This window comes from Lentzea sp. DG1S-22, assembly GCF_036321065.1.
In the GTDB taxonomy this organism is placed as follows: Bacteria; Actinomycetota; Actinomycetes; order Mycobacteriales; family Pseudonocardiaceae; genus Lentzea; species Lentzea jiangxiensis.
Window position 1 is genome coordinate 1,212,533 of record NZ_CP143276.1, and the last position, 11,862, is coordinate 1,224,394.

An 11,862-nucleotide genomic window follows, 5' to 3' on the forward strand; every position below is an offset into this window, starting at 1 on the left:
GCCCTAGTGGCAGCGGGAGTGGTGCTCCGCCGCCGCGAGGAAGGCGTCGTTGGCCCTGGTGTCACCGATGGACACCCGGACGCCTTCGCCGGGGAAGGCCCTCACGGCCACCCCGGCCGCCGCACAGGTGGCGGCGAACGCGACCGACTCCTCACCGAGGGGAAGCCACACGAAGTTGGCCTCGGACTCGGGCACGGTCCGGCCCTGGTCGAGCAAAGCGGCCCGGACGCGGGCCAGTTCCTTCACCGTGGCCTCGACGCGGGCGGTGAGCTCGTCGCCGGCCCGCAGGGACGCCACGGCGGCGGCTTGCGCGATCCGGTTCACGCCGAACGACAGGCTCGCCGTGCGCGCCGCACCGGCGAGCCGTTCGTCCGCGACGAGGTACCCGACGCGCAGGCCGGCCAGGCCGTGCGCCTTGGAGAACGTGCGCACCACGGCCAGCGACGGCCGTCCGGCCAGCAGCGCCAGGCCGTCCGGTGACTCCCGATCCCGGACGTACTCGAAGTACGCCTCGTCCAGCAGCACCAGCACGTCCGGCGGGAGTGAGTCCAGGAAGGACTCCAGCTCCGCCCGGCGCACGCTGGTCCCCGTGGGGTTGTTGGGGTTGCACACGATCACCGCGCGGGTCCGCGGCGTCACCGCGGCCGCCATCGCGGGCAGGTCGTGCCTTTCGTCGAGCAGCGGCACGGGCACCGGGTTCATGCCGGCGAGCTTGGTCATCGTGGGGTAGGCCTCGAACGACCGCCACGGGAACACCACCTCGCCGCCGGGCTCCTCCACCGCGGACAGCAGGTTCGCGATCACGCCGCACGACCCGCAGCCGACCGCGACCTGACCGGGGGCGACCCCCAGCGACGAGGCGAGCTCGCCGACCAGTTCGGCCGAGGTGTAGTCCGGGTAGCGGTGCGCGTCCGCGGCCGCGCGGGAGATCGCGGCCGTGACCGAGGGCAGTGGGCCGTCCGCGGACTCGTTGGCGGCCAACAGGAACGTCTCGCCCGTGGGGGAGACGACCGGTGGACCCGGCTTGAACGTCGGCAGCGACTCGACGACGGGACGGATCACGACGGCACCCCCACCTGCTCGGCGACCGGCCTTCCGGCCAGGACGGACCTGTACTGCCACACGATCACCGCGCCGAGCGCGACGTACAGCGCGGCCATGCCCCAGGCCGGCACGACGGCGCCGAGCGTGACGCAGCCGGCGGCAAGTCCCTGCGCGACCCGGATGTTGAGGTTGTAGACGGCCATGTAGCGGGTGCGGCTGTGGTCCGGCACCAGGTTGGCGAGCATCGCCTGCCTGACCGGCACGCTCATCAGCTCGCCGACGGTGAACACCAGACCGGCCGCCATCAGCACCCAGCCGGACGCGCTCACCGCCATCACCGCGTACCCGCCGACGAACAACGCCGTGCCGAGGTACAGGCCGGCCCGGTCGGACACTCCGCGGAACAGCACGGTGGAGAACAACGCCAGCGCCACGACCAGGATCGTGTTCTCGGCCCTCAGCAGGCCGATCATCCCGACCCCGTCCACGGCGGGCGCGAACGACAGCAGCTGCTGCGTCGGGAAGTCCGTGGCCAGGCGAACCGCGATGTGGTTCACCAGCTGGAACTCGACGGCGAGAGTGAGCGTCCCGGCGACCATGAGCCGCAGGAACAGCCGGTCGCGCAGCACCAGCCGGTAGCCGTCCCCGAACTCCCGCACCAGCGCGCGGACCCCTTGCGGGCGTTCGCGCGGCACCTCGCTGTCCGGTTTGGACTCCGCGATGAGGAAGTACGTCGTGGCCAGCACCGCCAGCGTCGCTCCCGCCGCCACCGCGAGCACCACCGCGAACCGCGAGTAGAGCGCGGCGCCGACGAGCGCGCCGATGGCGAGCGCCAGGTTGGTCGCCCAGAAGTTGATCGTGTACACGCCCTTGCGCGTCTCCGGCGAGGTCAGGTCCACGATCATCGCGTCGTTGGCGGGCAGAGCGACGCTGGCGGCGAACTTGTTCGCCACGTACGCCAGGTACACCAGCAGCGCGCTCGACAGCACCGGCGAGTCGGCCAGCGCCATCACGCCGAACGTGACCGCGGCGCCCGCCTCGGCGGCGAGCAGTGTGCGCCGTCTGCCGTGCAGGTCCGCGACGTGACCGCCGAAGAGCATCCCGGCCACGCCGAGCGCCACCACGACGATCAGCAGCAGGCCGGCGGCCGCCACGCCCCAGGCCAGTGCGAGGTGCACGGCCATGAACGACGTGATCATCGAGTCCACGAGCCGGTTCACGAACCCGACGCCGATGCGCACGCGCAGGCTCGGGTGCAGCGTCCTGACGTTCACGGCGACACCTCCGCGAGATCGTCGACGGTCACCCGCAGGAGCGCCTCCACGTTCGTGGCCCGCCGTGCCGCCTCCTCGTGCGAGGCGGCGGACACGACCACGAAACCGTGGCGCGAACGCCAGTCCACCGTGAACGGCACCCGCGCACCGGGCTCGAACGGGAAGGACAGCTCGTCGACGAAGGGCAGCGCCCTGATCTCGTCGAGGCCGCTCACCGATCGCAGCACACCCGGCGGCAGCGCGAAGTAGTGGATCCACGCCACGTCCCGCCGCGCACGCGGCGCCGGGTCACGTCCGGCCAGCGCGGCGAACACCGCGCGCTCCAGGTCGATGCCGGTGGCGAGCTCCACCAGGCGCGGGATCCGGTCGCCGCCCAGCCGGGCCTGCGACTCGATGATCCGCGGCCCGGCCGGGGTCACGCGCAACTCGGTGTGCGCCGGGCCCGTGCGGTACCCGGCGGCGTCGAGCATCGCCACCACCGTGGCGCCGATGGCGTCATCGGCCTCCGGTGCGGGATGGGCGTGCCCGGCCTCCACGAACAGCGGCGGCGCGCCGAGCCTCTTGTGCGTCACGCCGATCACGTGGTGCCTGCCCTGCACGCTGATCGTCTCCACGCTGTACTCCTGGCCGGTGAGGTACTCCTCGACCAGCACGGGGCCGGTGTAGCCGGTCTCGTCCAACGCGGCGCCCCAGGCCTCGAACTCGGCCAGGTCGCGCACCAGCACCACGCCGCGGCTGCCGGACAGCTGCGTGGGCTTCACCACGACCGGCAGCTCGAAGCCCGCGAGCAGCGGGGCGGCCGACCGCCAGTCCGCCGCGTCGGCGTGCCGGACGGGGGAGAGGCCGTGCTCGTCCAGCAGCCGGCGCAGCGCGACCTTGTCGTTGAGGCGGTGCACGGACTCCGCCGAGTTCGCCGTGAGATCGAGGTCCTCGGCGACCCGGACGGCCAGGCCCATGCTCTCCTCCTGCCCGACGTGGCAGATCAGGTCCGCGCCGAACTCCCGTGCCGCCTCGCGCAGCACCTGCTCGTACCCCGCGGGGTCGGCGAAGTCGGCCTCCCAGAACGCGTCGGCCTGCGCCCGCACGTCGTCGAGGTACAGGTCGGCGAGCCCGCCGAAGATCTCGATCGCCACCTTCGGGTCCCAGACGGCACCGACGCGGAAGCCTTCGGCCCTGGCCTTCGCCAGGTAGGCGCGGTACGGCATGACCATCAGCAGGTTGCTCATGCCGACGCCCCCTTCGGTGTCGTGCGGATGTCGATGGCGCGCCGGACGCGTTCGGTGATCTCGTCGAGGTCGGCCGCGGTGGGCGCGTCGACGAGGAACGTGACGGAGCGGTCCTCGGAACAGGTGATCGGGCCCAGCACGGCGCCGCGATCGGCGTGCACGTGCACGGCGCGGAGCGTGGCGGGTGCGTCCGCCGGCAGCGGTTCGGGCTGCTCCCAGACACCGGCCTCACCGACCCACTCGACCCGCGCTCCCGGCCAGTCCGCGACGACGTCGTCGAGCACGCCCTCGGGGTGCTCGACGTAGACCTGCCGGGTGTGGCGCCGCGGCGCCGGGTAGTCGGCGTGCTCGCCGAGCGCGATGCGCAGCACCTCGGTCTCCAGCGGGCGGCCGGTGGCCAGCTCGTAGAGCGAGCACAGGCCGTCACCCGGCGGGCGGGCCGCGATCTCCATCAGGACCGGGCGCCCGTTCGCGGTGACCCGCCACTCGGCGTGCGTGATCCCGTCGCGCACGTCCAGCCGGTCGAGGACCGCCTGGTTGGCGTCCAGCAGGAGCTCCGTGACGGCCGCGTGGTCGCTCGGCACGGTGTGCCCGAGTTCCACGAAGTGCCTGCCGTCGTGGTCGTTGGTGTCCTTGCGGGTCACCGAGGCGAAGATGGCCTTGCCGTGCTGCACCAGGCTTTCCACCGAGTACTCCTGGCCGACGACCTTCTCCTCGACGAGCACGGTCTCCTGGTCGCCGTACGCGGCGAGCTCGGCGCGCAGCGACTCGGCGTCCGTCACGGTGACGACACCGGAACTGGAGTGCCGGCCCGACGGCTTGACCACCGCGGGGAACCGCACGCCGGACAGGTCGTCCCCGGCGAACGCCACCCGGGGGCTGAACTCCGGCAGGTACCAGCGCTGCAGGTACTTGCTGCGGCACACGCGGCTGGCGCGCAGGCCGGGCCCCGGTACGCCGAGCGCGTCGGCGATCAGTCCCGCCGGTTCCACCATGGTCTCGCCGACCGCGTAGGCGCCGACGACGTCGTACCGGCGTCGCCAGGCGAGCGCCGCGGCGATCGGGCCCGCGATGAGCGATCCCTCGTGGCGCACGCCACCGTCCACGAACGCGATGTCCTCGACGCCCGCGAGCGGGTGGCCGGCGTCCCCGGCCACCCGCTCCGCCTCGGCTCGCCAGTTCGCCGAGGTGATCAGCAGTACCCGCAGTCCGCGCTCGCGCAGTTCCGCGAGATAACGCGGCGCGCGGCAGACGGCCAGCAAGGAGCCGGCCAGGATGAATGCTCTCGGTAACGACGGTTCGGACATGGCGGCGCTCCAAACAAAGAATCAAGTAAATGCAGTCATCTCCACGACGCGCATCCAGTCGCGTGGGAGGAAAGGAATCGGGGTCGGTTCCGGTGTCTGTCCGCCGAGCGGGCAAAGCGGTGCCCCGAGAACAGCGTGACACCTTGGGGGTGGGCGGTCAACCCTTTGTCCGAGAAAATCCCTGTGGAGTTTTACTTGTATTTTTCGGACATGCGAACAGGGGCCCTCCCGTGTGGAAGGACCCTGTTCGTGTCCGTGTTTCAGACTGCAATTCTCGCCGCGTTCTCGCGCAGGATCTCGCGCAGTTCGTCGAGGCTGTACTCGGCTTTGTTCCTGCTGCCGTACCGGGTGAGCCTTCCCCGGCTGGCCCATTTGCGGATGGTGGCGGCCGACACTCCGGCGGCGAGCGCCGCGAGCTCGGTCGGCACGGTTCGCCCGCGCGTCCGCTGTTTCATGCCACGGTCCCCTGCGCGGAGTGCTGCCGGACGTCGTCGGACTCCTCGAGCAGCAGCCACTGGCCGGCCGAGATGTGGTGGCCGGCACCGCAGGAGGCGGCGTGCGCTCCCGCGTCGGCGCCGGAGCCGATCGCCGCGTAGACGGTCATGCCGCAGCCCGTCTCGCCGCAGGGGCCGAGGTCGAGGCGCTCACTCATCGACGGGTCCAGCACGGCACGCGCCGCGTCGGCCAGGTCGGTGATCTCCTCGGCGAAGTCCTGCGCCACCTCGTGGTTGAGGATCCAGTCGAGGTTGCGGTACAGGAACGTCGACAGCACGTGCACCCGGCGCGAGGGCGGCTTCACGGTGCCGGTCTCCTCGATGACCATCGACGACCACGAGGCCAGCACGCCGAGGATGCTCGTGCGCACCGAGACAGCGGTCAGGTTGAGGCTCAACCCACCGGGCACGCGCGAGTTCCTGATCTGCACGACCTCGGGCCGGCGACCCGGCGTGAGCGACTGGGCGCACTGTTCGTGCAGTCCGGGCAGCGCCCGCAGCTCGTCACGCAGGGCCTGGCGGCACTGGTCGCAGCTGCGCGAACCGGATCGCGCAGTCGAGGTGCAGGAAGGAACGATGCGCAACTCGCAGTGGCTCTGGGACACGGACATGGTCGGCTCCTTGGGTATCGGCTGCTCGCCGCGAACGGACATTTCTCGGGTGGAATCAGTGGTCAGCGAAGGTTCCAAGTCCGGCCGCGGCGGCGGCTTGGTGGATGCGGCCCGCGAGGACGGGGTCGAGCTCCGTCCCACCGCCGATCAGCTCGACGAGCAGGACGTGGTCGTGGTCCGTGCGACCGGGGTGTTCGCCCGCCAGCACCCGGCCGAGGTCGGCGACGACGGACGGGGACCTGTGTCCACGACCGCCCCTGCGCGTCGCCCGGTGGGTCCTGACGAACGTCCGACCGCTGTCGGCGAGCCCTTCCTGGTCGTCGACGAAGACCGCGTGCACGCCGTCGAGCAGGGCGACGGGCAGGTCGGCACCGGTGGTGTTGACGAGGACCGCGCCTTTCGCCAGCCGCAGCGCGTCGAGCCGGGTGACCCCGGCCAGCACGACGAGGTTGGCGCCGAACATCGCGTCGGCGGGGGTCTCCACCAGGGAGAACCCGATGCCGTCGCGGTCGAGCCGGTCGAGCACCGCCCGGTCGGGCGGCTGGTTCCCCGTCGTCGCCACAGCTACATGGCTGACGTTGGGGACGTGGGTGCGCAGGATCGTGAGCTGCAGTTCCAGCGCGAACCCCGAGCCGATGACCGAGGCGGTCACGACTCCGGGCACCACCAGGTGACGGGTCGCCAGCGCGGTGAGCACCGCGAGCCGGTACTCACGCAGGCCGGCGGCGGACATCACGCACAGCCGCCTGTCCTGCGCGGTCTCGTAGATCGCGGTCTCACCGTCGTCGCGGACGGTGGCACCATCGGCCGCGAGGCCGGTGAGGTCCCCGCGGCCCGCTGAGCGTGCGATCAACGCCGTCGCCACCGCCTGGACCGCGTCGCCGTCCTCGACCACGCGTCGGAGGTCGTCGTTGCTGAGGCGGAGCGTCGTGGCGTTCATCGCCGGTCCCTCCCGTGTTCGTTGAACTCGACGGGACGAACGTTGCAGGGGCCGGCTGTCGATCTACTTTCAAGGTTCTATCGGCCGGTTTAAGGCACCTCGATGGCGGACGGAACGAGGATCGAGGGAGCCGGTGGCTGAACTGGTGTCAGCCAGGGGGAATACCCCCGAACAACCCGGAGGTAGAAATGTTCGCCAGCCGCAAGTCCGCCGCCTCGACGCTGGTCTCCGCCATCATCGCGACGATCGCCGTCCTCGGAATCGCGAGCGGCACCGCCTCCGCCGACACGCACTGGAAGAACGCCGGCGTCACCGTTCAGGGGCCGAACGACTGCCCCGAGGACACGCACTGGAGCGCCGACCTCCTGGTCTGCGTCGAAGACACGCACTGGTGACCAGGTACGAAATGAAGAGAATTCACGATCTCGCACCCAGCGGGCCCGGAACGTCGCGCACAACGTTCCGGGCCGCGTCCCTAAACGGAGGACGAGAGCGCGGCGCGGGTCATTTCCACCTCGGCCAGCAGCTGGGCGGATTCCTTGGAAGTGAGCGGCGTGAGCAGCTCGGCCGCGCGCAGCACGGCCACCAGCGCGTCGTCGCCGGTCTCGGAGGCCTCGGACAGTGCGAGGAGGGTCTTCGCCTGCCAGAGCGCCGAACCCAGGTCCTCGAACAGCTGCCGCGCGCGTTCGAGATGCGTGGTGCCCGCCGCGCCACCGCCGCGGGCCAATGCGATCTGCCCCAGGGAGTACAGCGTCTTCGCCTCGATCAACCGTTCGCCCATCTTGCGGGACAGGTCCAGGGCGTGCACCAGGGTCGTCTCGGCGTTGTCGAGGCGGCCTTCCTTGTGCCGCACCACACCCAGGCTGTAGAGGGCGTAGGTCTCGCCGATGCGGTCGCCGGTGTCGCGCACGATCTGCAGGACGCGGTGCAACGACTTGCGCGCCTGGTCGATCTGGCCGGTCACCACGTGCAGCTCCGCCACGCGGTGCTCCACCTGGGCCTCGGCGCGCAGGCAGTTGACCTCGCGGGTGATGCGCACCGCGTCGTCGAGCAGTCCCCGCGCGGTGGTCGTGTCGCCCTCTTCCAGGTGGTGCTTCGCGAGGCTGCGCAGGATGTGCGCCTCGCCGATGCGGTCACCGGAGGCGCGCATGGTCACCAGTGCCGCGCCGTACTTGATGAGCATCGAGCCGATGTCGCCGCGCAGTCCGTCGACGTGGGCGTCGTTGCGCAGCACCAGTGCCTGGCCGTGTTCGTGACCCGCCGCCCGGAAACCCTCCAGCGCCTCGCCGAAGCACTGCGCGGCCTCCTGCAGCCGGGTCTGGAACATGTGCAGCGTGCCGAGCGAGTACCGCATCGCCGCGACGCCGACGTCGTTGCCGGCAACCCTGGCGACGGTCTCGGCGGTCCTCGCGCATTCCAGCCAGTCGTCGAAGTAGCCCTTGGACTCGAACAACGTCACCGACGTCAGCGCGAGGTCCCAGCACAACTCGTCCATCCCCGCGTTGGCCGCCTGGCGGACGGCGGCGACGAGCGATCTTCGCTCGCTGTCCATCCAGTCGATCGGGTTCGCGGTCAGGCCCATGTTCGACCAGGTGGCGTCCGCCCAGCGGGGAGCGTCGCCGTGCATGATCGTGTAGTCGCCGCCGTACTCGCGCCGGTGCGCCTCCTCGGCGAGCGAGAGCCACGCGCCCAGCAGCCGGGCGAGGGCCTCGGTGCGTTCCTCCTGCGTGGCCGACTCGGTGAGCTTCTCCCTGGCGTAGACCTGGATCAGGTCGTGGAACCGGTAGCGCGTGGCCGTCGCGTCGGCGTACTCGACGGTGTCGACGAGCTGCGCGTCCACGAGGCTTTCGAGGATGTCCTCGGCGTCGTAGATGTCCATGTCCAGCAACGCGGCCGCCGTCCACGCGGGGAACTCGGGCGCGCGGATGAGCGAGAACAGCTGGAACAACCGCTGGGCGTCCGGGGCGAGGCCCTTGTAGGTCAGGCCGATGTTGGACCGCAGTTCGAGCCCATGGTGCTCGAACTCGTCGAGCCGCCGCGCCTCGTCGCGCAGCCTGCGGACCAGTCCGTCGATGCGCAGGTGCGGCCGCGACGCGAGCCGGGCCCCCGCGATGCGCAACGCCAGGGGCAGGCCGCCGCAGAACGTGATCAGCTCGACCGCGGCCTCCGGTTCGGCGTTCACCCGTTCCTGGCCGATGATCCGCGCGAGCAGGTCCGCGGACTGGTCGACGTCGAAGACGTCCACGTCGACCCACTGGGCGCCCGGCAGCCCGGACAGCCGCGCCCGGCTCGTGGTGATCACCGCGCAGGACGCGCTGCCCGGCAGCAACGGCAGCACCTGGTTCTCGTTGGTGACGTCGTCCAGCACGAGCAGCAGCCGCTTGCCGGACACCTTGCTGCGGAAGAGTTCCTCCCGCTCGCCGACGTCGTCGGGCACCGCCGTGCCGGGCACCCCCAGCGATCGCAGGAATCGGGCGAGCAGCTTTCCGGTGCGGTCGTCCGGGCTCTGCGCGCGCAGGTCGGCGTAGAGCTGGCCGTCGGGGAACCGGTCGGCGACCTCGTGCGCGACCCGCACCGCGATGCTGGACTTGCCGACCCCGCCCTTGCCGGAGATGGCCATGATGGGCACGGCGTAACGCTCTTCTTCGGACTCGGTCGCGAGGCCCGCGCGCAGCACCTCGATCAGGTCGTCGCGCCCGGTGAAGTCCGTGATGCTCGCGGGCAGCTGGCGCGGGATGGTCGCCGGGGCCTCGGCCGCGGGCGGTGCGGCCTGGCCGGCCGGGGCCTTCTGACGCGCCGGAGGAGCGTTGAGGGAGGGCGAGCGGTTGAGGATGGCCTGTTCCAGGTCCTGCAGCTCCTGGCCGGGCTCGATGCCGATCTCCTCGATCAGCACGGTGCGGGCGGCGCGGCCCACCTCGAGCGCGTCGGCCTGCCTGCCCGCGCGGTAGAGGGCGAGCATGAGAAAGCCGTGCAGCCGTTCGCGCAACGGGTTGTCGTCCACGAGGGTCCGCAGTTCGCCGCAGATCTCCTCGTGCCTGCCCAGCAGGAGGTCGAGCCGGATGCGTTCCTCCACGGCCGCGAGGCGCTGGTCGTCCAGCGGCACCGCGGCACGCTGGACCAGGTCGCTGGCGACACCGGACAGCGCCGAACCCCGCCACAGCGCCAGCGCGGAGCGCAGCGTGGCGGCCGCGATCTCGCCGGAGCCGGCGTCGCTCTCCTCGCGGGCACGCGCGACGAGCGCGGCGAACCGGGTGCTGTCGAGGGCGTCGTCGGGAATCTCCAGGATGTAACCGGGCGGCCTGGTGCGGATCGCCTCGGGGAGGCCGGCGTCGGTGAACACCTTGCGCAGGGCCGAGATGCAGATCTGTATCTGGCCCTTCGCGGTGGAGGGAGGGGAGCTGTTCCACACCGCGTCGATGAGCTGATCGACCGGCACCACGCGGTTGGCGTTGAGCCCGAGCATCGTCAGCACCACCCGCTGACGAGGCCCGCCCAGATCGAGCGATCGCTGGTCCACGACCAGTTCCACTGGTCCCAGAAGTCTCAGCATGACCGGTCCGCCCCTCAACTGCCCGCCAATGCAGTCCGATTTGTCTCTTCTGTTCTGAAAGAACCGGACATGCGCCGCACCGTGAGCCGATGATGACAACCCGCTCACGGTGCGATGGTTCCGGAGTGATGATGTCACGTGACGAGGAAGAAGGAGCACGATGTTGAGAAAATTGCTCCCCCCGGCAGGGCCGTCCCGAGGTCTGGCCGTTGCACAGCTGACCAATGCGATTGGTGATGGTGCCTATTATGTTTGTTCGGTCCTGTACTTCACCCGAATAGTCGGCTTGACGCCCACGCAGGTGGGACTGGGTCTCACCGTGGGGTGGACGCTGGGAACGTTGGCGAGCGTCCCCCTCGGGCATTTGGCGGATCGACGTGGTCCACGTGGCGTGGCGGTGGCGCTCGCGGCGGCCACGGCGATTGCGGTCGCGGCATTCGCGCTGGTGCGTTCCTTCCCCGCGTTCCTCGTTGTCGCGTGCATCTACACGATTTGCCAATGCGGGTTGGTCGCGGCCAGGCAGGCCCTTCTCGCGGGAGTGGTCGACGCGGCCGGACGGACGAAGGCACGCGCCTACATGCAGTCGACGGCGAACGCCGGCATCGCCGTCGGCGCCGTGATCGGTGGCGTTGCACTGCAGTTCGACACCGAGTCCGCGTATCTGATCGCGTTCGCGCTGGACGCCGCCACATTCCTGGCCGCGGCACTCGTGCTGAGACGTCTGCCCCGGGTTCCGGCGGTCGCCAAGGCCGGGAAAGGCGAGCCGGTGCTCGTCGTGCTGCGGGATCGCCCCTATGCGGTGCTGACGGCGCTCAATTCCGTGCTGATGCTGTACATGCCGTTGTTGAGCGTCGTGCTGCCGCTGTGGGTGGTCGGGCACACCGGGGCACCGCGCTGGATGGTGTCCGTGCTGATGGTGATCAACACGGTGGCGGTGGTGCTGTTCCAGGTCTCGGTGGCGAACCGGGTGCACGACCTGGCCGGCGCGGTCCGGATCGTGCGCCTGTCGGGGTTGTTCCTCCTCGCCGCGTGCGTGGTGTTCGCGTTCTCGTCGGGGAACCAGGCGGCCTGGGTCGCGGCGGTGGTGCTGGCGGCGGGCGCCGTGCTGCAGGTCGCCGGCGAGATGATGCTGGCCTCGGGCTACTGGGAGATCAGCTTCGGTCTCGCGGTGGAGGGCAAGCAGGGGCAGTACCAGGGGTTCTTCGGCAGCGGCATCGCGGTCGCGAGGACCCTCGGCCCGCTGGCGCTGACCGCGCTGGTGATCGACGGCGGTGCCGTGGGCTGGCTGGTGCTCGGCGGGCTCTTCCTGGCCGCCGCGCTGGCGACCGGTCCGGCGGTCGCCTGGGCGCGCCGCAGCCGTCCAGTGCCGTCTGAACAGGCGGTTTAGCTCTATCGATCCGCTATCGGCCGGCGAGC

10 protein-coding genes are annotated in these 11,862 nt (G+C 70.8%); 2 read left to right on the forward strand and 8 right to left on the reverse strand.

The features are described 5' to 3' along the window. Window positions 1–3: 3 nt before the first annotated feature. From V1227_RS05330 to V1227_RS05360, 7 genes are all read right to left on the reverse strand, one after another. Window positions 4–1,062 (reverse strand): histidinol-phosphate transaminase, encoded by a 1,059-nt coding sequence (locus V1227_RS05330; protein WP_329791340.1) that lies wholly within the window; start codon window positions 1,060–1,062, stop codon window positions 4–6. Further along, window positions 1,059–2,318, reverse strand: coding sequence for an MFS transporter (locus tag V1227_RS05335; RefSeq protein ID WP_329791341.1), 1,260 nt, complete (start codon window positions 2,316–2,318; stop codon window positions 1,059–1,061). The genes V1227_RS05330 and V1227_RS05335 overlap by 4 nt, the downstream gene beginning before the upstream one ends. Then, window positions 2,315–3,544 carry an ATP-grasp domain-containing protein gene (locus V1227_RS05340; protein WP_329791342.1) on the reverse strand — a complete coding sequence of 410 codons (1,230 nt, stop codon included), beginning with the start codon at window positions 3,542–3,544 and terminating at the stop codon, window positions 2,315–2,317. Before V1227_RS05340 ends, V1227_RS05335 begins: the two co-directional genes overlap by 4 nt. Beyond that, window positions 3,541–4,851 carry an ATP-grasp domain-containing protein gene (locus V1227_RS05345; protein ID WP_329791343.1) on the reverse strand — a complete coding sequence of 437 codons (1,311 nt, stop codon included), beginning with the start codon at window positions 4,849–4,851 and terminating at the stop codon, window positions 3,541–3,543. The genes V1227_RS05340 and V1227_RS05345 overlap by 4 nt, the downstream gene beginning before the upstream one ends. 260 nt (window positions 4,852–5,111) lie before the next feature. Next, a complete protein-coding gene (locus tag V1227_RS05350) occupies window positions 5,112–5,306 on the reverse strand; it encodes a hypothetical protein (protein WP_090105580.1) in 195 nt (64 codons plus the stop codon). After that, entirely contained in the window at window positions 5,303–5,956 is a 654-nt protein-coding gene (locus V1227_RS05355) for a hypothetical protein (RefSeq protein WP_329791344.1), read from the reverse strand. Before V1227_RS05355 ends, V1227_RS05350 begins: the two co-directional genes overlap by 4 nt. A gap of 55 nt (window positions 5,957–6,011) precedes the next feature. Next, window positions 6,012–6,896, reverse strand: coding sequence for a hypothetical protein (locus tag V1227_RS05360; RefSeq protein ID WP_329791345.1), 885 nt, complete (start codon window positions 6,894–6,896; stop codon window positions 6,012–6,014). A gap of 188 nt (window positions 6,897–7,084) precedes the next feature. On the opposite strand from V1227_RS05360, the gene V1227_RS05365 reads away from it, so the two are divergent. Next, window positions 7,085–7,291 carry a hypothetical protein gene (locus V1227_RS05365; RefSeq protein ID WP_329791346.1) on the forward strand — a complete coding sequence of 69 codons (207 nt, stop codon included), beginning with the start codon at window positions 7,085–7,087 and terminating at the stop codon, window positions 7,289–7,291. 80 nt (window positions 7,292–7,371) lie between these two features. Here V1227_RS05365 and V1227_RS05370 read toward each other — a convergent pair whose 3' ends face one another. Further along, entirely contained in the window at window positions 7,372–10,446 is a 3,075-nt protein-coding gene (locus tag V1227_RS05370; protein WP_329791347.1) for an AfsR/SARP family transcriptional regulator, read from the reverse strand. A gap of 160 nt (window positions 10,447–10,606) precedes the next feature. Between V1227_RS05370 and V1227_RS05375 the strand changes: the two genes are divergently transcribed. Continuing rightward, the gene (locus tag V1227_RS05375; RefSeq protein ID WP_329791348.1) at window positions 10,607–11,833 is read left to right on the forward strand and encodes an MFS transporter; all 1,227 of its coding nucleotides are present in this window, start codon (window positions 10,607–10,609) and stop codon (window positions 11,831–11,833) included. The last annotated feature ends 29 nt before the right edge of the window (window positions 11,834–11,862 follow it).